This is a genomic window from Nocardia sp. NPDC051321 (assembly GCF_044455225.1).
Classification (GTDB): domain Bacteria; phylum Actinomycetota; class Actinomycetes; order Mycobacteriales; family Mycobacteriaceae; genus Nocardia.
On record NZ_JBITEM010000022.1, the window covers coordinates 1 to 20522 of the forward strand.

The 20522-nt window shown below is 66.2% G+C and carries 21 protein-coding genes; 5 read left to right on the forward strand and 16 right to left on the reverse strand.

The window, feature by feature from the left end:
• Window positions 1-341: 341 nt before the first annotated feature.
• On the forward strand, window positions 342-2552 hold the full coding sequence (locus ACIA8C_RS39035; RefSeq protein ID WP_397143795.1) for an MMPL family transporter: 2211 nt from the start codon (window positions 342-344) through the stop codon (window positions 2550-2552).
• On the opposite strand, the gene ACIA8C_RS39040 is transcribed toward ACIA8C_RS39035, so the two are convergent.
• Together ACIA8C_RS39040 and rpsA are read right to left on the reverse strand one after the other, a co-directional pair.
• Window positions 2539-3171, reverse strand: a complete 633-nt coding sequence (locus ACIA8C_RS39040; RefSeq protein WP_397143797.1) for a TetR/AcrR family transcriptional regulator — start codon at window positions 3169-3171, stop codon at window positions 2539-2541. The genes ACIA8C_RS39035 and ACIA8C_RS39040 overlap by 14 nt on opposite strands.
• 103 nt (window positions 3172-3274) lie before the next feature.
• Complete coding sequence (gene rpsA / locus ACIA8C_RS39045) at window positions 3275-4753, reverse strand: 30S ribosomal protein S1 (protein WP_397143799.1); 1479 nt, start codon at window positions 4751-4753, stop codon at window positions 3275-3277.
• Between the two features lie 245 nt (window positions 4754-4998).
• Here rpsA and ACIA8C_RS39050 point away from each other — a divergent pair, with 245 nt between their 5' ends.
• Window positions 4999-5847, forward strand: a complete 849-nt coding sequence (locus tag ACIA8C_RS39050) for a class I SAM-dependent methyltransferase (protein ID WP_397143801.1) — start codon at window positions 4999-5001, stop codon at window positions 5845-5847.
• Window positions 5848-5868: 21 nt separating this feature from the next.
• On the opposite strand, the gene ACIA8C_RS39055 is transcribed toward ACIA8C_RS39050, so the two are convergent.
• The 4 genes from ACIA8C_RS39055 to ACIA8C_RS39070 all read right to left on the reverse strand — a co-directional run bounded on the left by ACIA8C_RS39055 (window position 5869) and on the right by ACIA8C_RS39070 (window position 9115).
• The gene (locus ACIA8C_RS39055) at window positions 5869-6468 is read right to left on the reverse strand and encodes a hypothetical protein (RefSeq protein ID WP_397143803.1); all 600 of its coding nucleotides are present in this window, start codon (window positions 6466-6468) and stop codon (window positions 5869-5871) included.
• A 134-nt stretch (window positions 6469-6602) separates the two neighbouring features.
• Window positions 6603-6755 carry a toxin-antitoxin system HicB family antitoxin gene (locus tag ACIA8C_RS39060; RefSeq protein ID WP_110293694.1) on the reverse strand — a complete coding sequence of 51 codons (153 nt, stop codon included), beginning with the start codon at window positions 6753-6755 and terminating at the stop codon, window positions 6603-6605.
• Between the two features lie 5 nt (window positions 6756-6760).
• Window positions 6761-7645: an SPFH domain-containing protein gene (locus ACIA8C_RS39065; protein WP_397143805.1), complete on the reverse strand. Its 885-nt coding sequence runs from the start codon at window positions 7643-7645 to the stop codon at window positions 6761-6763.
• A 114-nt stretch (window positions 7646-7759) separates the two neighbouring features.
• Window positions 7760-9115 carry an FAD-binding oxidoreductase gene (locus ACIA8C_RS39070; protein WP_397143807.1) on the reverse strand — a complete coding sequence of 452 codons (1356 nt, stop codon included), beginning with the start codon at window positions 9113-9115 and terminating at the stop codon, window positions 7760-7762.
• 71 nt (window positions 9116-9186) lie between these two features.
• Here ACIA8C_RS39070 and ACIA8C_RS39075 point away from each other — a divergent pair, with 71 nt between their 5' ends.
• Window positions 9187-10095, forward strand: coding sequence for a LysR family transcriptional regulator (locus ACIA8C_RS39075; protein ID WP_397143810.1), 909 nt, complete (start codon window positions 9187-9189; stop codon window positions 10093-10095).
• Between the two features lie 109 nt (window positions 10096-10204).
• Here ACIA8C_RS39075 and ACIA8C_RS39080 read toward each other — a convergent pair whose 3' ends face one another.
• The 4 genes from ACIA8C_RS39080 to ACIA8C_RS39095 all read right to left on the reverse strand — a co-directional run bounded on the left by ACIA8C_RS39080 (window position 10205) and on the right by ACIA8C_RS39095 (window position 14072).
• Window positions 10205-10957, reverse strand: coding sequence for an amino acid ABC transporter ATP-binding protein (locus ACIA8C_RS39080; protein ID WP_397144000.1), 753 nt, complete (start codon window positions 10955-10957; stop codon window positions 10205-10207).
• 32 nt (window positions 10958-10989) lie between these two features.
• A complete protein-coding gene (locus ACIA8C_RS39085) occupies window positions 10990-11949 on the reverse strand; it encodes an amino acid ABC transporter permease (RefSeq protein ID WP_397143812.1) in 960 nt (319 codons plus the stop codon).
• A 3-nt stretch (window positions 11950-11952) separates the two neighbouring features.
• On the reverse strand, window positions 11953-12819 hold the full coding sequence (locus ACIA8C_RS39090; protein WP_397144002.1) for an ABC transporter substrate-binding protein: 867 nt from the start codon (window positions 12817-12819) through the stop codon (window positions 11953-11955).
• Window positions 12820-12998: 179 nt separating this feature from the next.
• Entirely contained in the window at window positions 12999-14072 is a 1074-nt protein-coding gene (locus ACIA8C_RS39095; protein WP_397143814.1) for an isocitrate/isopropylmalate dehydrogenase family protein, read from the reverse strand.
• 319 nt (window positions 14073-14391) lie between these two features.
• On the opposite strand from ACIA8C_RS39095, the gene trxA reads away from it, so the two are divergent.
• Window positions 14392-14766: a thioredoxin gene (gene trxA / locus ACIA8C_RS39100; RefSeq protein ID WP_357391371.1), complete on the forward strand. Its 375-nt coding sequence runs from the start codon at window positions 14392-14394 to the stop codon at window positions 14764-14766.
• A gap of 53 nt (window positions 14767-14819) precedes the next feature.
• On the opposite strand, the gene ACIA8C_RS39105 is transcribed toward trxA, so the two are convergent.
• The 5 genes from ACIA8C_RS39105 to ACIA8C_RS39125 all read right to left on the reverse strand — a co-directional run bounded on the left by ACIA8C_RS39105 (window position 14820) and on the right by ACIA8C_RS39125 (window position 18875).
• A complete protein-coding gene (locus ACIA8C_RS39105; protein WP_397143816.1) occupies window positions 14820-15251 on the reverse strand; it encodes a 2-keto-3-deoxygluconate kinase in 432 nt (143 codons plus the stop codon).
• A gap of 499 nt (window positions 15252-15750) precedes the next feature.
• A complete protein-coding gene (locus ACIA8C_RS39110; RefSeq protein WP_396989995.1) occupies window positions 15751-16245 on the reverse strand; it encodes a beta-class carbonic anhydrase in 495 nt (164 codons plus the stop codon).
• A 189-nt stretch (window positions 16246-16434) separates the two neighbouring features.
• Window positions 16435-17148 carry a PP2C family protein-serine/threonine phosphatase gene (locus ACIA8C_RS39115; protein ID WP_397143818.1) on the reverse strand — a complete coding sequence of 238 codons (714 nt, stop codon included), beginning with the start codon at window positions 17146-17148 and terminating at the stop codon, window positions 16435-16437.
• A 54-nt stretch (window positions 17149-17202) separates the two neighbouring features.
• On the reverse strand, window positions 17203-18042 hold the full coding sequence (locus ACIA8C_RS39120; protein WP_397143820.1) for an SGNH/GDSL hydrolase family protein: 840 nt from the start codon (window positions 18040-18042) through the stop codon (window positions 17203-17205).
• 245 nt (window positions 18043-18287) lie between these two features.
• Window positions 18288-18875, reverse strand: a complete 588-nt coding sequence (locus tag ACIA8C_RS39125; protein WP_397143822.1) for a TetR/AcrR family transcriptional regulator — start codon at window positions 18873-18875, stop codon at window positions 18288-18290.
• A 77-nt stretch (window positions 18876-18952) separates the two neighbouring features.
• On the opposite strand from ACIA8C_RS39125, the gene ACIA8C_RS39130 reads away from it, so the two are divergent.
• Window positions 18953-19381: an O-methyltransferase gene (locus ACIA8C_RS39130; protein ID WP_397143825.1), complete on the forward strand. Its 429-nt coding sequence runs from the start codon at window positions 18953-18955 to the stop codon at window positions 19379-19381.
• A gap of 69 nt (window positions 19382-19450) precedes the next feature.
• On the opposite strand, the gene ACIA8C_RS39135 is transcribed toward ACIA8C_RS39130, so the two are convergent.
• On the reverse strand, window positions 19451-20467 hold the full coding sequence (locus ACIA8C_RS39135; RefSeq protein WP_397143827.1) for an NAD(P)-binding domain-containing protein: 1017 nt from the start codon (window positions 20465-20467) through the stop codon (window positions 19451-19453).
• Window positions 20468-20522: the final 55 nt, after the last annotated feature.

Sequence of the window (20522 nt, forward strand, 5' to 3'; positions counted from 1 at the left end):
ACCAAACCCCAGAACCGACCCAACACAACACGCGACACACGAGGCGCCATAACACTCCCTGATCAGGGGTGTTGCATTAACTCCTTGAATCCGCCGCTGTGCGGGGAATCAAAAGGTGTGCGGCGGATACAACAATCCGCATGCGGCGCTAGCCCCCTGCCACAGACGCATACCTCATGACACACGCACGCGTGTCATACCGGCGAGCCGGTATGCGGGAAGCCAGGAGGCGTGCGGTCGACATCCATATCTGACAGTCCCTTGCTAAGTTTCCCTCGATATTCGTATGCTTGCCCACGGAACCTGATAGTGACTATCAGATACTGAATCCTGGAGGGCCGATGGCGACGATCCTTGAACGGCCGGAACCGCCGACGCGGCGGTGGGGGGCGGCCGGGCGGTGGGGGGTCGCGATGGCCAGGCATCGCAAGGTGGTGCTGGGGGTTTGGCTATTGCTCGTGGTGGTGTGCGGGGCGGCGTACCCGGCACTGCATGCCCGGCTCGGGACGCCCGATTACTCCGTGCCGGGGTCCGATTCGGTGGCGGTCGACCGGCTTGTCGCCGAACACTTCGCTCAGTTCGGAATCGAGCAGGATCTGATCGTCTTCCACTCGGCACGCGGCACCGTCGATGCACCGGATTACCGGGCAACGATCGATCGGACCATCGGCATCGCCAGGCAGACCTCGGGTATCGCCGGGGCGATCGGTCCCTTCGACGGCAATGCCGCCCAGATATCCGCCGATCGGCACACCGCCTTCGGCATCGTCGGCGTGAACGGTGACATCTCGGAACGAGTGCGGGTCGTGCAGGAATTGCGGACGGCCGTCGAGACCGGATCCGGTGACGACACCCAGGTCATGCTCACCGGGTACGCGCCGATTCAGGCCGAGATGATGCAGATCGAGACGGCCGATCTGCAGCGCGCCGAAGCGCTCGGCATCCCGGTGGCGACGGTGCTGCTGGTGCTTGCCCTCGGCGCGGTGGCCGCGGCGCTGCTACCGATCACCGTGACCGCGGCGGGCATTGCGATAGCGGTCGGCGCGCTCTTCGGCCTGACCACCTTCCTCGCCTTCGACTCCCTGGTGCTTTCGGTGGCGACGATGATCGCCACCGGTACCGCCATCGACTACGCGATGTTCATCGTCAGCCGCTTCAACGAGGAGTTGACCAGACGCGGCGTCCGAAACCGCCAGGATCGCGACGCCATTGCGCAGGCGGTCGGCGCGGCGATGGACACCACCGGACGGACGGTCCTCGCGTCCGGGCTCATCGTGATGATCTCGCTGTGCTCACTGGCCGTTGTCGGGTTACCGATGTTGAACGGGATCGCCGTCGGCGTGGTCACCGCGGTGATCGCGACAATGACCGGCGCGTTCACGTTGCTGCCCGCGCTGCTCGCCACGCTGGGTCCGGCGGTGAATCGTGGCGCCCTCCCGGAGCGGTTACGTCCCGCGGAGGTTCGATCGACGACGGCGTCCAGCGCTTGGGCGCGCTGGGCGCACACCGTGATGGCGCGGCCGGTGCTGTTCGGCGCGATCGGCGTTGCGCTCCTGCTGGCCGCGGCGGCCCCGCTCACCGGCCTGCGCTACGGCGTCGACGTCGGGACCGAGGCACTCGCCGATCGCCCATCCGGACAGGCGATCTCACTGGTCGAACAGAACTTCACCCCAGGCCTGCTCGCCCCGATCGAGGTGGTCGCGACCGGCGCGGACGCGTCGCCATTGACCAGCGATGCCCGCGCGGAAGCCGACCGGTTCCTCGGCCAGCTCTCCCACGATGACCGGATCGCGACCGTGCTCCCGCAGTACGCGGACGGGCGGATGTTCGCGGCCGTCGTCCCCCGCGCCGCGTTCGGATCTACCGCCGCCACCGACCTGGTCACCGATCTACGGTCCCGCGCGGCATCACTCGGCGATGCCGAGATCAAGATCGGCGGCACCACGGCCTTGTTCGCCGATGTGTCCCAACGGATTACCGGCCGATTCCCCTGGGTGATCGCCCTCGTGCTCGCGGTCTCGCTGACCTTCCTGGTCGTCGCGTTCCGCAGTATTGTGCTGGCGCTCAAGGCGATTCTGCTGAATCTGCTGGCCACCGGTGCGGCACTTGGCATTACGGTCGCGGTGTTCCAGCACGGCGTCGGCGAGTCCGCACTCGGGTTCCACAGCACCGGTTTTCTCCAGATCTATCTGCCGATGCTGGTGTTCGCGGTGTTGTTCGGGCTGTCCATGGATTACGAGGTATTCCTCATCCGCCGGATGAAGGAACACTGGGATGTCCACCACGACAACGCGGCGGCAGTCGCGGACGGACTCCAGCGCACGGCACGCCCGATCACCGCGGCCGCGGCGATCATGGTCGCCGTCTTCGCCAGCTTCGTGACCGCGAATGTGTTGGAACTGAAGCAGATCGGCTTCGCGCTGGCCGTCGCCATCGCGATCGACGCGCTGCTCGTCCGGCTGGTGCTGGTGCCCGCGTTCATGCGCCTGTTCGGCCGCTGGAATTGGTGGCTACCGAAGCTGCGGACAAGCCGCGCGACTAGCGGAACATGATCTCGATCTGATCGATGATCGAGCCGATGGCCTCGGTGTAGACGTCCTTCAACCGTCCGGCGAAATCCCTTCCGGCCCAATGGTCCAGGGCTGCCACACAGCCCCAGACTGCGGTGGCCGCGGCCATCCGTACCCGTAAATCGTTGGGGTCGAAGCCGGTTCGTTCGGCGAACAGCGTCCGGAACTGATCTTCGAGGTCACGCATCTGCTTGGTCTGGCCGACCTTGATCTCGGGTACCGCCGCCGTATATTGCAGCCGTTGGCGGATCCGGTGCTCCGACTCCTCGGTCAGCAGCGATTCGGTCAACAGCGGGAGCAGCATCCGCGCGACGGCGATCAGGTCGGCGGGTTCGACGGTGGCTTCGCCGCCCGCGGTGCGTACCGCGTCCAGGATCTTCGGGTCCGCCTCGTCGTACAGGACGAGCATTTCCTTGGTGCCGAAGTAGCGGTAGACCGAGCTCGGCGACACCCCGGCCTCGGCGGCGACCCGTTCGATCGTCACGTTCCGGTACCCGTGCGCGTCGAAGAGATCCAGCGCGACCCGCTGAATCCGGCTCATCGACTCGATCTTCCTGCGCTCCCAGGAAGTCGACGGAAGCTCAATAGCGGCATCGGACATCACCGTTCAGAATACCGGGAGCCAACTCCGGAATCGGCCAACTCGCCCCGGAATGGGCGAAGGCCCCGGTCCAGTGGACCGGGGCCTTCGTCACATGTACCTATCAGGCGTTGCCGGAGAGCTTCTCCCGCAGTGCCGCCAGCTGCGCGTCGCTGGCCAGCGAACCGCCGGCCGACTCGGTCGCGCTGGAGGACGAGGAGGACGCTGCCTGCGAGCCACTCTCGGAGGAGTAGTTCGACGAGCCGCCACCGTTCGCGGCCTCGGCCGCGGCGTCGGCCGCCATCTTCTCCATCTGAGCGGTGTGCATCTTGTGGCGACGCTCGGCCTCGGCGTACCGGCCTTCCCACTCTTCGCGCACCTTGTCGGAGCCCTCGAGCCACTCGTTGGTGTCGGGATCGAAGCCCTCGGGGAAGATGTAGTTGCCCTGGTCGTCGTAGCTGTCGGCCATGCCGTACTTCGACGGGTCGAACTCGGCGTGGTAGTCCTCGTTCGCCTGCTTCAGCGACAGCGAGATCCGGCGACGCTCGAGGTCGATGTCGATGACCTTGACCATCGCGTCGTCGCCGACGGCGACAACCTGGTCCGGCACCTCCACGTGGCGCTCGGCCAGCTCGGAGATGTGCACGAGGCCCTCGATGCCCTCTTCGACGCGCACGAACGCACCGAACGGAACCAGCTTGGTGACCTTTCCGGGCACGATCTGGCCGATCGCGTGGGTCCGGGCGAACTGACGCCACGGGTCTTCCTGAGTCGCCTTGAGCGACAGCGAAACCCGCTCGCGATCCAGGTCGACGTCGAGCACCTCGACGGTGACCTCGGTGCCGACCTCGACAACCTCGGACGGGTGGTCGATGTGCTTCCAGGACAGCTCGGAGACGTGCACCAGGCCGTCGACGCCACCCAGGTCCACGAAGGCACCGAAGTTGACGATCGAGGAGACCACACCCTTGCGGACCTGGCCCTTCTGCAGCTGGTGCAGGAACTCGCTGCGGACCTCGGACTGGGTCTGCTCGAGCCAGGCGCGGCGGGACAGGACCACGTTGTTGCGGTTCTTGTCCAGCTCGATGATCTTGGCCTCGATCTCCTTGCCGACGTACGGCTGGAGGTCGCGGACGCGACGCATCTCGACGAGCGAGGCGGGCAGGAAGCCACGGAGGCCGATGTCGAGGATCAGGCCGCCCTTGACGACCTCGATGACGGTGCCCTTGACGGCCTCGTCCTTCTCCTTGAGCTCCTCGATCGTGCCCCACGCGCGCTCGTACTGAGCCCGCTTCTTCGACAGGATCAGGCGGCCTTCCTTGTCCTCCTTGGTGAGAACAAGAGCCTCGACCTCATCGCCCACGGAAACGACCTCATTCGGGTCGACATCGTGCTTGATGGAGAGTTCGCGGGAAGGGATGACGCCTTCGGTCTTGTAACCGATGTCGAGCAGGACCTCGTCGCGGTCGACCTTGACGATGGTTCCTTCGACGATGTCGCCGTCATTGAAGTACTTGATCGTGGCGTCGATGGCGGCGAGGAAATCCTCGGCGGAGCCGATGTCGTTGACGGCTACCTGCGGCGAGGTGACGGTGGTGGGCATATGTCGGTTTGCTCCGGACGGATTGTGGTCGGTTGCGGACATTGGAACTTTCGGTACGCTGGCGAATTCACCGCGGTGGTGTGAAGACGGACACTAGGAACGTACCGCACGTAACGCACGTGAAACTCAGCACGGGTGGTTGACTCCGGTACGGCTGTACCTAAGGCACTCGCGCGTTCAGCGTACGCGACCTTGGTCCGGGCGGGCAAACCGGTCCGGCCGCCACGCCGGGATACGCTGACGGCGTGTCGGAAGATCGCCATGCAGAGGCAAACACACTGCTCGGAACCGCGGGCACCGCGCGCACCCGAATCGGCTCCGCCGCTAGTCAACAGGCCAGCCGCCGGTGGTGGGACGCCGACGCGGGCCAGTACCACGAGACGCACGCCGATTTCCTGGGTGTCGATTCCCCAGACGGCGAATTCGTCTGGTGCCCGGAGGGGCTGCACGAGGGCGACATGCGATTCCTCGGCGAGGTGACCGGCAAACGGATCTTGGAGATCGGCTGCGGCTCGGCGCCTTGCGCGCGCTGGCTCGCCGGACAGGGTGCGCATCCGGTCGGGCTGGATCTGTCGATGGGGATGCTGGCGCGCGGGCGGGCCGCGATGGAACGTGGCGGTCCGCAGGTGCCGCTGATCCAGGCGGGCGCGGAGACGCTGCCCTTCGCCGACGAATCCTTCGACCTCGCTTGCTCGGCGTTCGGTGCCATACCGTTCGTCGCCGATTCCGCCCAGGTGATGCGCGAGGTCGCCCGGGTGCTGCGGCCCGGCGGGCGCTGGGTGTTCTCGGTAAATCATCCGATGCGGTGGATCTTCCCCGACGATCCCGGCCCGGCGGGGCTCACTGCGGCTATCCCCTACTTCGACCGGACACCTTATGTAGAGGTCGACAGCGAAGGCGAGCCAACGTACGTCGAACACCATCGCACGATCGGCGACCGAGTCCGTGAGATCGTCGGGGGCGGGCTCCTGCTGGTGGACCTCGTCGAACCGGACTGGCCGGAGTGGCTCGACCGCGAATGGGGCCAGTGGAGCCCCTTGCGCGGCGAGATCTTCCCCGGCACCGCCATCTTCATCACCCAGAAACCGGTCTAGCCGGCGCAACGGAAATCCCTGTCAGGTTCGCAATGGTCCGGCGAATGGGGGTAGGGCTGCGAAGCCGGGAGCCAAGCGGGCGGTGGGGACTGTCCGGGCTACCCACCTGCGGGCGCGAGTCAGCGGATGGTCGGGAAACTGGTCATCCCAGCGCATTTCGTCGGCGGCGTTGTACGGCAGCCTGCCGCTGAGACCCGGCGCGTACGGGTGCGGCGGAAACATATTCTCGTAGCCGATCTGCGACATCAGCACCGCCTCGCGAACCCCGGTGGTGCCGGTCTCCGGGCAGAGGATCTGGAATACCGCACTGCACCGATCTTTCGGCACGATGATCGACGCGGCGAAGACAAGGCCGCTCGGCTGATTCGGCAGCGGAAACTTCTCCATGCGCAGCAGCGCGGGCTCCCGGTCGACCCAGATGACGAAAGCCTCGATCAGACAACCGGATTCGGCGGACCGCTCAGCCAGCCCACGCCGCAGCATGTCTACGTCCGTCAGCGGCGCGGGCAGGTCAGGAACCAGGTCGAAGTAGGTCATCGTGACGATGTCCCCGGTACTCGGATCGCCCCACGAGTTGCTATCGATCGGCTGAAGCCCACCGGTGTCGAACGAGATTGGCACGCACTCACGGTAACCGCCGGGCTACACCCAAGACCGCGCCCCCATCCCCGGCGATGCGAACAAGATCATGGGGAACTGGTGCCGGCATCGCCCGAGAGCGCTCCGGCACCAGTTCCCCATGATCTTGTCGCGGCCTATTTCGGTTTGCGGCCCGCCTGCTCGAGGGCGAGGCGCAAGGCGTATTCGATTTGGGCGTTGATGCTGCGCAGGTCGTCGGCCGCCCACTTGGCGATGGCCTCATGGACGGCCGGGTCGAGCCGTAGCAGCAGCTTTTTGCGCTCGGCCATGGCGCTCAGTTGTAGAGCGAGCCGGTGTTCACGACGGGCTGGATGGCTCGATCACCGCAGAGCACCACCAAGAGGTTCGACACCATGGTGGCGCGGCGCTCCTCGTCCAGTTCCACCACGCCCTGCTCGGTGAGCTTGTCGAGCGCGAGGCCGACCATGCCGACCGCGCCCTCGACGATCCGCGTGCGCGCGGCGACCACCTGGGCGGCCTGCTGGCGGACCAGCATGGCCTGGGCGATCTCGGGGGCGTAGGCGAGGTGGGTGATACGGGCTTCGAGCACCTCGATGCCCGCGAGCAGGGTGCGGTCGCGCAGTTCGACGGTGAGTTCCTCGGCCACCTCGGTGCCGTCGCGCAGGCTGGTGGTGCTGTCGTCGTGCGAATCGTAGGGGTGCGTGGTGGCGAGGTGGCGGACCGCGGCCTCGGACTGGGTCTGCACGTACTCCTCGTAGTCGTCGACGGCGAAGGCGGCCTTGAAGCTGTCGACCACGCGGTAGACCACCACGGCGGCGATTTCGACCGGGTTGCCGTCGGCGTCGTTGACCTTCAGCTTCTGCGTCTCGAAGTTACGCACGCGCAGCGAGATTCGCTTGCGGTCGGTCAGCGGCAGCACGGAGAAGAAGCCCGGCTCGCTCACCGAGCCGACATAGCGGCCGAAGAACTGGACGACCTGCGCCTCGTTCGGATTCACCACGATGAGCCCGGTCGCGGACAGCAGCAGCACCAGCACCAGGAAGCTCGCGACGATCGCGCCGACCAGCGCGGGCACGTTGTGATGCTGCGCCATCGCGACGTAGCCGAGCGCGGCGGCACCACCGAACACAAGGGTGAGCACTAGCCACGCCACCAGCACCAGAAAGCCGTTGACGTGTAATGCGGGCCGAAGCTTCATGACATCCTCCAGGTATCAAAGTGATATCACGAAGATAGCAGACGCCGGGCGTGGTGGCACCACCGAAAACCCCGGGAATCTCTGGAGCAGAGGTTCCCGGGGCATGGCGGCGGATCAGTTCGCGGCGGGGCGGATATTGCGGTTGAAGCGGAACATGTTGTGCGGGTCGTACTTTGCCTTCAGATCCGCGAGGTGCCGGTAGGTGTCGGCGGCGTAACCGGCCCGGGTCTGGGCCTCGTCGGCGTCGGCGCCCGCACCGTAGAGAAAATTGAGGCTGTGGCCGATCGTCCACGGGGCGAGTGCGGTGCGGATCTTGTCCTTGGCCGCGGTCTCGTCGTCGGGGTCGGTGATGACCCGGACGATGTAGGCGGCGTCGCGGTGATCGACGACGGTGCCGGTCTTGCTCGGGCCGCGCAGCGCCCCGCCGAGATGGCGGATATCGATGACCGCGCCGGCACCGGAGTCCGGCCCTGCCGCGGATAGCAAGGCGGCCAACGTTTCTCCGGTCAGTTCACTGAGCAGCGCGTTGGTCGCGGCGTAGGCGTGCGGATGGTCGGGGTCGCTGTGGATGGTGTGCGATTCGGTGTAGGGCATCGTGCGCAGGTCGTCCTTCAGGCGCTCGCCCACCGCGCGCAGCGGTGCGACCAGCCGCTCGCCCTCCTCGGCGGAACCCGTGAAGGCGATGCGGAACGAGGCCACGTAGCGACCGCGCAGCGGGGCGGGAACCTGCGGGATGTCGGGGAAGGTCAGCATGGCGACGGTGGAGGTCAGCTCGTCGGGAACCGTTGCGGTCCACTGCTTCCAGACCTCGAGGGCCTGCTCGACCAGCGGGGTGTCGAACATGAGCTGGCCGCCGTAGACCTCGGTGACAGGCAGCAGGTTCACTTCGAGCGCGGTGACCACGCCGAAGTTGCCGCCGCTGCCAAGGACCGCGCCGAACAGTTCGTCGCCGGGGACCAGCCTGCGCACCCGGCCGTCGGCGGTGACCAGCTCGATGGCGCGCACATGGTCGGCGGCGTAACCGAATTCCCTTGCCAGCAGGCCGATTCCACCACCGAGGAGGTAGCCGACCACGCCGACCGACGGGGCGGAACCGTTCAGTGGCGCGAGGCCATGCGCGGCGGCGGCCTCGACCAGGGCACCGGCACGCACCCCGGCGCCGACGCGAGCGGTGCGGGCGGCGGGGTCGACCTCGAGGGTGGTCATGCGGCGGGTGCTGATCAGCACACCCCCGTCGGCCGCGACCGACAGCCCGTGGCCGGTCGCCTGCACCGCGACGGGAAGACCTTGCCGCGCGGCGTATTCCACCGCGGCGCGGACATCCTCGGCGTGCACCGCGCCGACGACGAGCGCGGGCCGGTGCGTGTAGGCGGTTTGGAAGCCGGCGAGCTCCTCGTCGTATCCGGCCTCGCCCGGACGGAAGACCGGGCCGGTGAAGGTGTCTGCGATGTGCTCTGCGTTGTTTCCCATGTGTTCGACGATGCTCGTCGCGGAGCGAGAAGTACAACAGATAGATCATATAGAAGCTAGAATTATCAGTTATGGAACTGCGTCAGCTCCGCTACTTCGTCACCGTGGTGGAGGAAGCCAATTTCACCCGCGCCGCGGCCCGCCTGCACCTGGCCCAGCCAGGGCTGAGCGCGCAGATCCGGCAGCTGGAACGCGAGCTCGGCCAGCAGTTGCTCGACCGTGGCCGCACGGTGACGCCGACCGAGATCGGGACCGCGGTGCTCGAGCACGCCCGGGCCGCGCTCGCCGCGACCGAACGCATCACCGACACGGTGGACGAGTTCGCCGGCCTGCTGCGCGGCCACGTGCGCGTCGGCCTGATCTCCGGCGCCGCGACCGAGGAGCTCAATGTCGCCACCGTCCTGGCGGACTTCCACGACGACCATCCGGAGGTCGGCATCAGCCTCACCGAGGACACCTCGGAACGCATGCTCGCCGCGCTCGGCCGGGGCGAGCTGGACGTCGCACTGATCGGAATGACGGGCGCGGCAATGGATTCCGGTATCGGGGTGGACGTGGTGCTGGAGACCGCCGTCGTCGCCGCGGTAGCCGCCGACGACCGGACACACGGCGACGACATCCCCCTCAACGACCTACGCGATCACCCCTTGATCTGCCTACCGCGCGGCACCGGCCTGCGTGGCGTCTTCGAACGCTCCTGCGCGGCAGCGGGATTCGAGCCGAACGTCGCCTTCGAGGCCGCCGCTCCCCCACTCCTGCTCCAACTCGCCGCCCACGGACTGGGCATCGCCGTCGTCCCGGGCCTGACCCCCGATGAGGCCGCGGCGTTCGGCGTCCGCACCGTCCGCATCACCGAACCCGAACTCCGCGGCCGCCTCGCCCTGGTGTGGCGCACCGACCGCCCCGCAGGCCCCGCCGCCAAAGTCCTACTGGGCCAGCTACGCATCGCACTGGGCCGCAAGGCGAAGCACTCCCCCTGACCGTCCTCGCGCAGACGCACAGAGCGCCCATTCGTTTCACAGGGGGGCTGAACACCCTATGGACCGTATGGACGCTCTGCGGGACGTATAGGACCCCGGAAGGGGCGGGCTAGAGGAGGCGGGACAGGAAGGCTTGGGTGCGTTCTTGTTTGGGGTTGGCGAGGAGCTCGCGGGGGGCGCCTGCTTCGACGATGACGCCGCCGTCCATGAAGACCAGTTTGTCGGCTACCTCACGGGCGAAACCCATTTCGTGGGTGACCACGACCATGGTCATGCCGGACTGGGCCAGCTCGCGCATGACCTGGAGTACCTCGCCGACCAGTTCGGGGTCGAGCGCCGAGGTGGGCTCGTCGAACAGCATCAGCTTCGGGTCCATGGCCAGTGCACGGGCGATGGCCACCCGCTGCTGCTGCCCGCCGGACAGCTGCGCCGGATAGGCGTTCGCCTTCTCCGCCAAGCCGACTCGGTCGAGCAGCTCCTTCGCCTTGGCCACCGCTTCGGCCTTGGGGACCTTCTTGACCTGGGTCGGCGCCTCGATCACGTTCTCCAGCACCGTGCGATGCGGGAACAGATTGAAATGCTGGAACACCATGCCGATTTCGCGCCGCTGCCTGGCCGCCTCGCGCGGATGCAGCTCGTAGAGTTTGCCGTTCTTCTCCTGGTAGCCGACGAGTTCGCCGTCCACGTAGAGCCGACCGGCGTTCACCTCTTCGAGATGGTTGATGCAGCGCAGGAAGGTGGATTTGCCGGAACCGGAAGGACCGATCACACACAGCACTTCGCCGCGGCCGATCTCCAGCGAGACGCCCTTGAGCACCTGCAGCGCGCCGAAGTTCTTGCAGACCCGATCGGCGACGATCATGGGTTGAGCGGGGTCTTTGAACAGGTCGGCACTCATTTCGCCCTCACGATCGTCTGCGCGTCGGCGAGGTCTTGCAACTGCTTGCTGGTGAGCTGCCGCGAGAGGCCGCGCGAGTAGTAACGCTCCAGGTAGAACTGCCCGACCATGAGCACGCTGGTGACCAACAGGTACCAGGTCGCGGCGACCAGCAGCAGCGGGACGGGCTGGAAGTTGACGCCGTAGATGTCCCGGGCCCGGCCGAACAGGTCGGTGCTCAGCGGCAGCGCGGTGACCAGCGACGTGGTCTTCAGCATGCCGATGAGCTCGTTGCCGGTCGGCGGGATGATCACCCGCATGGCCTGGGGCAGCACCGTCCTGCGCATGGTCATGCTCCAGGACATGCCGAGCGCGGTGGATGCCTCCCGCTGCCCCTCGCCGACGGAATTGATTCCGGCACGGACGATTTCGGCCATGTACGCGGCCTCGTTGAGCCCGAGGCCGATCACCGCGAAGAGGAACGCCGCCTGCAGGCTCTGCACGTCCAGGTCGACGAAGCGCGGACCCCACGGGACACCGAGCACGAGGTGCGTGTACAGCGACGGGAACAGGCCCCAGAACACCAACTGCACGAAAACCGGTGTGCCACGGAAGATCCAGAGATACACCCAGGAGGCGGAGCGCAGCACCGGGTTCGGCGACAGGCGCATCACGGCGAGCAACGTACCCAGCGAAATGGCGATCGCCATCGCGAGCACAGTCAGTTCGAGCGTGACGACGACACCGGAGATGATCCTTTTGTCGAACAGGTACTTACCGTAGGTATCCCACTTGTAAGCCTCGTTGGTCGCGGCACCGTAGACGAAGAGTCCGACGAGCACCAGGATGGCCGCGGCGGCGATCCACCGGCCGGGCCTGCGCAGCGGAACCGCTTTGATCGGTTCCGGCTCCTGGGATGAATCTGCCGCGCCGGGCCCGGGATCGCCGGGCGCCGACATGGTTTCGTTCGATGTCATCGATCAGCTCGCGGCACCGTTGATAACCGACTTGGTGATCGCGCCTTCCTCGACGCCCCAGTTCTTCGCGATCTCCAGGTACTTGCCGCTGTCGATCAGGCTCTGCACGGCCTTCTGCAGTGCGCCGGCCAGCGGCGAGCCCTTCGGTACAGCCCAGCCGTAGGGCGCGGAATCAAAAGCGGCACCGGCCTTTTCGATTTTGCCGTCGCTCTGCTTGATCGCGTACGCGGTCACCGGGGAGTCGGCCGACATCGCGTCGACCTGACCGAGGACGAGGGCGTTCGTCGCGGCGCTCTGCTCATCGAAGGCTTTGATGTCGATGGCGGGCTTGCCATCGGCGACGCACTTCGCGCTCTTGGCAGGCACCTCGTCGGTGTGCTCGACGGTGGTCGCCTGCACGGCTACCCGCTTGCCACAGGCGTTGTTCGGGTCGATCGGCTTGCCCTTCTGCTGCGCCCACTGGATACCGGCGCTGAAGTAGGTGGCGAAGTCGACCTGCTGCTCACGTTCCTTGGAGTCGGTGATCGAGGACATGCCGACGTCGTAGGTGCCGGCCTGGATCGTCGGGATGATCTTCTCGAACGCGGACTCCAGATATTCGGCCTTCACGCCGAGGGTGGCGGCGACGGCATCCATCACGTCGACGTCGAAGCCGACGATCCTGCCGCTCGGGTCCTTGTACTCGTTGGGCTGGTAGGGGATGTTCACGCCGACGATCAGCTTGCCGGACTGCTTGATCTTGTCGGGGAGCTGCGCGGCGATGGAATCGACCTTCTCGATTCCCCCCACCTTCTGCACGGCAGGTCCGGAGTCTTCGGAATTACTACAGCCCGCCAGCACGAGTGCGCCACAGGCGAGCGCGCACGTCATCTGCAGGGCGCGCCTGCCAAGAACCGATCGAACAGACACAGCAGCCCTCCACATTTCGGATTCAAGAAACCCGGGTGTCACCACCCGTTGGCAATCTAAGCGACCGAGACGCTTCGTGCTGGACAGTAACGGAAGATTCATCCGTTCCTTGCTGAACACTCCGGGCTACCACACTCTGACTACCGGCGGTGGACCCTAGCACAAACTTGTTCGGTGAACTCGCTGGTCGACGCCAGTCCGCCCAGGTCCGCGGTGGCGATGCCCGCTTCGAACGTGGCCGCAACCGCTCGTTCGACCCGCTCAGCGGCGTGCAGCAGTGTGCTTTCGCTATCGCGAGTTCCCAACCAACGCAACAGCATTGCCGAGGACAGTTGCAACGCCGCCGGGTTCGCGCGGTTGTGCCCGGCGATGGTGGGTGCCGCGCCGTGCACCGCCTGCGCCATGGCGTGGGTGGTCGAGCAGTTGAGCGAGGCGGCCAGACCGAGCGAGCCGCTCAGCTCACCGGCCAGGTCGGAGAGGATGTCGCCGAAGAGGTTTTCGGTCACCAGGACGTCGTAGTCGGCGGCGGCGCGGACGAGGTGGGCGGCCGTCGCGTCGACGTGTTCGTCGGTCACCTCGATGCCGGGATAGGCGTGTGCAATTTCATAGCAGACGTCGCGAAACAGGCCCATGGTCATCGGCAGCACATTGGCCTTGTGCACGATGGTCAGCCGCTTGCGGCGCGCCGAGGCGAGCCGCAATGCCTCGTGCGCTATCCGCTCGCAGGCCTGCCTGGTCACCACGCCGACCATCATGGCGACGTCCTCGGTCGGCCGGAACTCCCCCGACCCGGCGAACATATTGCGGTCGGCGTAGAAGCCTTCGCTGTTCTCCCGGACGATCACCAGGTCGATGTCCGGTGCCGTCGCCCGGACACCGGCGAACGCGCGGGCCGGGCGGATGTTGGCGTACAGGCCGAACCGCTTGCGAATGGCGCCGCCCGGCGCGACCGCGGTGCGATGCTCGGCTGGGTAAGAGGCGTTGTCGTGCGGGCCGAGAATCCAGGCGTCGACGCTGTTCAGCGCGGTCAGGGTCGGCTCGGGCAGCGGGTCGCCGTGTTCTTCGATGGCGCGGTGACCCATGAGCAGCGGCACCCATTCGATCGGCGCGGCACCCGCCGCCGACACCGCCTCGTCGACGACCTGTCGCGCGGCACGCACCACTTCCGGTCCGATGCCGTCGCCATCGATCAGCCCGAGCCGCAGCGTCCTCACGACAGTGCCCCGGCGGCGCTCATCGCAGTACTTATGGGTCGTTCGTCACGCTCGGTCACGGCATCATCCTCGCGCCGCGCTTCCCCGGTCGGCGAACCGACCCACCGGCAACCGCTATTTTCTGGAGATCGTGCGCTGGGTCGAAATCATCGGGTGTCAGGCGATCCCTGCCGGGGAAGAACCCTACTGAGGACAACTCAGCGGCAGCGACGAACACCGAGCAGGTCGAAAGCGTCATCCGCGCGCCGCCCATTTTGTCCGTGGAAGATATAGACAACTGTCGGCGTTGTAGCTGGCACACCGTATACGAGAGGACGTCATGGCCACCCAGACGCTGACCCAGCAGAATTTTGATGAGGTAGTCACCGGAAACGACGTGGTACTCGTCGATTTCTGGGCTGAGTGGTGCGGCCCGTGCAAGAGCTTCGCGCCGACCTTCGAGGCCTCTTCGGAGAAGCACGCCGATGTGGTGCACGCCAAGGTCGACACCGAATCCGAGCAGGGGCTCGCGGCCGCCGCCAACATCCGCTCCATCCCGACCATCATGGCCTTCCGCGAGGGCGTGCTGGTGTTCGCGCAGCCTGGCGCACTGCCGCCCGCCGCGCTGGAGGACCTGGTCACCCAGGTGAAGGAGCTGGACATGGACGAGGTGCGCAAGCAGCTCGCCGAGCAGCAGGCCGGCGCCGAGCAGTAAATACGCCGAACCAAAGGGCCGTTCCGTTCAGCGGAACGGCCCTTTGTCGTAGGTCAGCCGAGCTTGTTGACTCCGGCAATCATCGCGCGAACCGTCGATTCGGCGCTGTCGTCGGCCATCGCCGCGCCCCAGCCGCGCCTGCCGTTGCACTCGCACTGCACGAAGGTCGCGGTGCCGTCGCCGGTGCGGCGCTGGTGGAACTGCAGGATCTCGACGTGATAGCCCTCCTCGTAGAGGGCCGAGGTCATCGCCGCGACGAGGCTGCCGGAGGCGACGACCGTGCGCAGATGGTCGGTGAACTCCAGCGTGACCGCGAAATCGGTGCTTCGGCTACCCGCGGGCGACCATTCGCCGAGCTTGATCAACCCGGTGTGTTCGCAGTAGCGGTCGTGGAATTGTGCCGGGGTGAGATCGGCGCTTTCGTGGCGCAGGCCCTTGGGGGCGGCGGCATGGAACGTGTTGGTATCGAGAGTGAGGATTGTCATTTGAAAGTAGGTCTTCCCGAGGAATGTCGTGGCTCAGTTGACAGAGGGGACCAGCACTAACAAGTCGTTCAGCCCGCAGCGAGGGGGCCGGTCCGAATCAGACCCCGCTACGGCGGGTTACTACGAGGAGAAGTCGCCGCTGCGCCACCATCGCGGTAAGCGGAATTAGCCCAGCGCTGTCGCGGTCTGCGACGTTGAGCGCTGCGCTGTGGCGGTCGGCGGGATTCGGCACGCGCTTGAGGATAGGGACATCTCCGCGCAATAGCAACCATATTTGATGCCCGATTTGTCTACTGGCCGGTAGCGTTCGCGCAGCTCAGAGGCGCTCGGCGGCGTTGCGGCCGATCATGGGGGTGCCACGCGGCACATGTTCAGCCCCACGTCATCTTCGCGACATATGGGAAGGCGTGTCGGGCCGGTGTGTCGGGTGCGGTGATACGACGAGATCCGGGCCCGGGGGCCCGGATCTCCTGACGTATCAGTCGGTGTCGTTCTTACCTCAGTCCGCGAGGACCTCGTTCAGCTTGCCCGTGGCCACGTCGAAGATGAACCCGCGAATCGAATCCTTGTGCGGCACGAACGGACTGGCGACGATACGCGCAATGGATTGGCGCACATCGGTTTCCAGGTCGGCGAAGGCCTCCGCCGCCCACTCCGGCTTGATGCCGACGTCCTGCTGGATGGACGACTTGAAGTCGTCGTCGGTGAAAGTGAGCATGCCGCAATCGGTGTGGTGGATCAGGATGATCTCGCGGGTGCCGAGCAGGCGCTGACTGATCGCGAGCGACCGGATCTCGTCGGCGGTGATCACGCCGCCCGCGTTGCGGATGACGTGCGACTCCCCCTCGTTGATACCAAGCGCGCCATAGACATTCAGCCTGGCGTCCATGCACGCGACCACCGCGACATGCTTGGCGGGCGGCAACGGCAGCGGCCCGGTGAAGGTGCTCGCGTAGGCAGCGTTGTTCTGCAGGTACTCATCGGTCACAGTCATGGGAGGTCCCCTGCGGTCGGTATGCGTATGCGCTTATGTGTGGCGTGGCTCACCATAGGCTCGCTCGGGCACACCGGGACCGGTCCTGCTCACCGTGATTCGTTTACTGGCGCGGCGGGAGCGACACATGCTCACCTCACACTGCGCGCATTCCCGTGCATCGACTACGTCGGAGCACACGCCGCTCGATCAGTCGACGCGGATGACGATGGCGGTGGCGTTGTCGTTTCCGCCTGCCTTGTCGCAGGTCGTCAGCAGGTTGGCGACGACCGATTGCGGTGGCTCGTCGCGAAGCAGGAAAGTACGGAGGTCGTCATAGGTGACCTGCTCGGATACACCATCGGAGCACAGCAGGTAGCGGTCACCTCGCCGCATTGTCACGCTGAGCACGTCCGGTTCCACACCGCCGACGCCGACGTATCGGGTCAGGTGATAGCGCGCCGATGCCGCCTGCGCCGAGTCGAACGGATACCAACCGTGCACGGCCCCGAGCCATGCCATGGTGTGGTCGGTCGTCAACAATTCGAGCAGCCCGCCACGTAATCGGTACGCCCGGGAGTCCCCGATCTGCACGAGCCAATGGCAGTGCGGCGTCGCCACTATGGCAGTCAGCGTGCACCCTGCCAAACTCCGCAATTCCCGGCCGATCTGGGCTACCCGGGCGTCGGCGGCTGCCACTGCGGCACGAAACGTGTCCGGCCCGGGTTCTAATTCCCGCGTGAGGTAATCGACAAAGATATCGACCGCGGTACGCCCTGCCGCCGCACTACCCGGGCCATCCCCCATACCGTCGGCCACCACTGCCAGCAGCGGTTCCGCACGAAGGTAAGTGACATCGAAATTCGCCGAATAGCGTCTGCCGATGTCACTACCAACAGCGACTTCGATCACGGGATTGCGCACCCGCGAATTCTGACATGCCCACTCTTGGCCGCAGAGCCGAACGCGGGCAAGCGGTTACGACCCGCCCGACGCTACCGGATCAAGGCTTTGCTTCCCGGTGGCCGAGTTCAGCGTGGGCAGATAGGCGCGGGCGTGACCGTCCACGTCGGGGTGATAGGACTCGACCGGGTGGGCGATGTTCAGTTGGTTGATCCACGGATCTCGGGCACAGATTCCGTGTCCGGCGAAGCGGGAGGTCGGGTTGGCGAAGGTGAATCCGGCGGACTGAGCGTGGCCGGCGGTGACCCGATTGAGTTCGTCGGCACCGTGATTGAGGGAGTCGCGTTTATGCAGGCTGAAGCTCAGCGGGCACACGTCCCGCTCGAAGAGCCGGGGATAACCAAGAACAACGACCTTGGCTTTGGGTGCCTTGGCTTTGATTTCCCGGTAGAGCCCGTCGAGTCGGCCGGGCAATGTGCGGTTGGCGTAATCGATGCCCGCGTTGACTGCCGCGTCGCAGCTGGCGTCGCTGGCCGGGAATACGCAGGAACTGAGGATGGCGCCGAAGCCTGCATCGTTACCGCCGGCGGTGATGCTGACGAGGCCGGTCCGGTCATTCAATGGTCCGAGCTGGTTGTCGCGCACATCCTGGGTAGTGGCGCCGCCGCAGGCGGTGAAGGCAAAGGACCCGACGGTATGGGATTTCGCCCACAGTGCGGGATAGGCGGCGTCGCTACGAAGGCAGTTGCCGCTGTCGGGCCGGTAGTTGCCGGTGCCGACACCCGAGGAATACGAGTCGCCAAGTGCGACATAGTCGATGGGTGCCGGCGCGGGCGCGGCAACAGCGGCTGCCGCGGGCAGCAGGGTGGTCACGAGGGCGGCGAAGGTCGCTTGCAATGCACGGGCGCGAATCATTTTTGCTCCAAGGGAGGCGGCGCGGAAGCATAGAAACACTGTCGTTTACCAGAAACGGCTAAGTGTTGTGGCGAGTAAAAAACGGGGGGCAAAATCACCATACGAACTATTCGACTGCACAACGAAAGCCGTTGTTCCCCACCGTTTGACGTGCGGTAATGCACAACTGGGGAATTCGCGAGGCCGGCGCTCTCGCGGGCAGCACGCTCCTGACGTTCGACGCTGGATGCGATCGCCGCCAACGGCTAGCGCAGTATTCGAGCAACGAGCTGGTCGGTGAACTCCTTCGGAACGGGCTCGCCGGTCACCAGCACGCGGTAGTAGATGGGACCGACCAACTGGTCCACCAGGAAGTCGATGTCGGTGTCCGGCGGCAGCGCGCCGCGGTCGAGAGCGCGCTGCAGGGGCAGGCGATCGCGATCGCGCTGCTCGCCGAGATGGTCCGTGCGCAGCTTGGCCGCGACCTCCGGGTCGTGCTGCGCCTGTCCGGCGAGGGCGCGGAAGACGGCTCCGGCATCCGACGTCGTCAGGAATTCGGCGAGGTTCCGCAGGTGCAGGCGCAGGTCTTCGCCGAGGTCGCCACTGTCGGGCGGGGTGAGGTGCTGGGCGGCGTCGTCGGTAAAAGTGTCCAGCAGGATCTCGGTCTTGGATGGCCACCAGCGATAGATGGTCTGCTTGGCGACGCCGGCCCTGGCCGCGATCCCTTCGATCGTGAGCCCGGCGAACCCGCGCTCGACCAGCAGGTCGTCCGTCGCTTCCAACACCGCGCGGCGAGCTTCCTCGCTGCGCCGATGCCGGTTTCCGTGGTGGACGCGGCCGGTCTCGCCTGCCATTCGAATTCTCCTCTTCGGGTCCTGGAGCGAGCGTATTCGAGCTAGTCACAACGCAACGTTGCGTCTACTCTAGCGGAATGACCAACACCTTGCAGAGCGAATCGGTGCGGACCGTCCTCGATCGTTTGTTCGCCGCGGCCGCCGCCGACGACGAAACCCCGCCCCGGTGGCCCGCGGGCCGTTCGTACGCCGACGCGTCCGCGCAGCAGCGCGCGGACGCACTCGAAGACGTCCTCATGCCGATCTCCGCGCGCGGCGGCACCCTGCTCTACGCGCTGGTCCGGGCCGCCCGCCCGGCGACGATCGTCGAGTTCGGCACCTCGTTCGGGATCTCGACCATCTACCTCGCCGCGGCGGTCACCGACAACGGCGTAGGCCACGTGCTGAGCACCGAGCTCAGCACGGCGAAAGTCGCCGCCGCACAGGCGAATCTGGCCGAGGCGGGGGTGGCCGACGCAGTGACGATCCGGCCCGGCGATGCAGAAATCAGCTGCCGCACCGCCTGACCAGGGAGTTTCCGCGTGCCGGGGAAGCTATCCGAGTCGGCCATCCTGCTATTTGTCAGGTGTGGTGAATTACGTGGTGAGCCATGGGGATGCAGAATCGGCCGCTGTGGGATCCCAGTCGTGCGACTGCCGCGTGTAGAACCGGACCGACAGTCCGCTCGGGCTGCGGGCCACCAACAGCCAGCCGAGTAGGCCACGCAGGACCGGGGAATGCTCGATATCGAGGCTGTCGAGGCGGTCGGCGAGGCTGTCGAGGTCGTCGCGGGTGCCGACCGCGAAGGTCACGGGATCGAGCGCGGCGGTGCGCTCGGCGGCGTCTGGGTTCAACCGAAGTTCCATCGGTGCTTCCACCCCGGGGATGTGCACGATGTGGGCGAACACGCCACCGTCGGGGGTGTGGTGGTCCAGTTGCGGATCACGACGGGCACCGACAACGGCCTCCCACCAAGCCAACTCGGCGCTCAGGTCGGTGACGAAGATCTTCAGATGGTGGATTCCGTCGAATCCGGTAGGGGTGATCATGGGTGTCCTATGCGGCGAGTACCGCGCGGATCGCGGCCAGGTCCCGGTCGGCGAGGCCGGTATCCGCAGACTCGCCCCACCGGGACGATCGGCGACGTCGACGACGTTCGATGCGAGCGCCTCGAGCACGGGAGCCGCCGCCCGCTTGTGTTCCCGCGCGCCCGCGACCATGAAGGTAAGCTCGCCGCGCCGCGCGGGACCCGGATTGCCGAGGAACGGTGCGTCGATGATCGCCACACCCAGGCGGGTCCCCGCCGCGACGACCTCCGTGACAGCCGCGCCGACGGTCGCGCTCTGCAGCACCACCGCATTCGCCTCCAGAGCGGGCGCGACCTGCGCGAGGACGTCGAGTACCGCGGGTGTGTCGAACACGGTGATTATGACGACTTCCGCTGCCCGCGCCGCTTCGACCGCGGTCGAGAAGACCAGCGCACCTTCGCTTTCCAGCGGCCGAGCCCGCGACTCGGTCCGGTTCCACGCGTGCACCGCGAACCCGAGCTCGAGCAGTCGCCGCGCCATAGCCGATCCCGCATCACCGGTACCGAGCACCGCCACAGTCGTCATAGCTACCTTCCTGATGTATCAACTTGACGCATCCACTCACGCTACGATGCTACCC

Excerpts from the sequence above, each read along its gene's own strand:
- ACIA8C_RS39035 (WP_397143795.1), top strand. The coding sequence starts at position 342 with ATGGCGACGATCCTTGAACGGCCGGAACCGCCGACGCGGCGGTGGGGG.
- ACIA8C_RS39040 (WP_397143797.1), bottom strand. The coding sequence starts at position 3,171 with ATGTCCGATGCCGCTATTGAGCTTCCGTCGACTTCCTGGGAGCGCAGG.
- rpsA (WP_397143799.1), bottom strand. The coding sequence starts at position 4,753 with ATGCCCACCACCGTCACCTCGCCGCAGGTAGCCGTCAACGACATCGGC.
- ACIA8C_RS39060 (WP_110293694.1), bottom strand. The coding sequence starts at position 6,755 with ATGGCCGAGCGCAAAAAGCTGCTGCTACGGCTCGACCCGGCCGTCCAT.
- ACIA8C_RS39065 (WP_397143805.1), bottom strand. The coding sequence starts at position 7,645 with ATGAAGCTTCGGCCCGCATTACACGTCAACGGCTTTCTGGTGCTGGTG.
- ACIA8C_RS39070 (WP_397143807.1), bottom strand. The coding sequence starts at position 9,115 with ATGGGAAACAACGCAGAGCACATCGCAGACACCTTCACCGGCCCGGTC.
- ACIA8C_RS39075 (WP_397143810.1), top strand. The coding sequence starts at position 9,187 with ATGGAACTGCGTCAGCTCCGCTACTTCGTCACCGTGGTGGAGGAAGCC.
- ACIA8C_RS39080 (WP_397144000.1), bottom strand. The coding sequence starts at position 10,957 with ATGATCGTCGCCGATCGGGTCTGCAAGAACTTCGGCGCGCTGCAGGTG.
- ACIA8C_RS39085 (WP_397143812.1), bottom strand. The coding sequence starts at position 11,949 with ATGACATCGAACGAAACCATGTCGGCGCCCGGCGATCCCGGGCCCGGC.
- ACIA8C_RS39090 (WP_397144002.1), bottom strand. The coding sequence starts at position 12,819 with ATGACGTGCGCGCTCGCCTGTGGCGCACTCGTGCTGGCGGGCTGTAGT.
- trxA (WP_357391371.1), top strand. The coding sequence starts at position 14,392 with ATGGCCACCCAGACGCTGACCCAGCAGAATTTTGATGAGGTAGTCACC.
- ACIA8C_RS39105 (WP_397143816.1), bottom strand. The coding sequence starts at position 15,251 with ATGACAATCCTCACTCTCGATACCAACACGTTCCATGCCGCCGCCCCC.
- ACIA8C_RS39110 (WP_396989995.1), bottom strand. The coding sequence starts at position 16,245 with ATGACTGTGACCGATGAGTACCTGCAGAACAACGCTGCCTACGCGAGC.
- ACIA8C_RS39120 (WP_397143820.1), bottom strand. The coding sequence starts at position 18,042 with ATGATTCGCGCCCGTGCATTGCAAGCGACCTTCGCCGCCCTCGTGACC.
- ACIA8C_RS39125 (WP_397143822.1), bottom strand. The coding sequence starts at position 18,875 with ATGGCAGGCGAGACCGGCCGCGTCCACCACGGAAACCGGCATCGGCGC.
- ACIA8C_RS39130 (WP_397143825.1), top strand. The coding sequence starts at position 18,953 with ATGACCAACACCTTGCAGAGCGAATCGGTGCGGACCGTCCTCGATCGT.
- ACIA8C_RS39135 (WP_397143827.1), bottom strand. The coding sequence starts at position 20,467 with ATGACGACTGTGGCGGTGCTCGGTACCGGTGATGCGGGATCGGCTATG.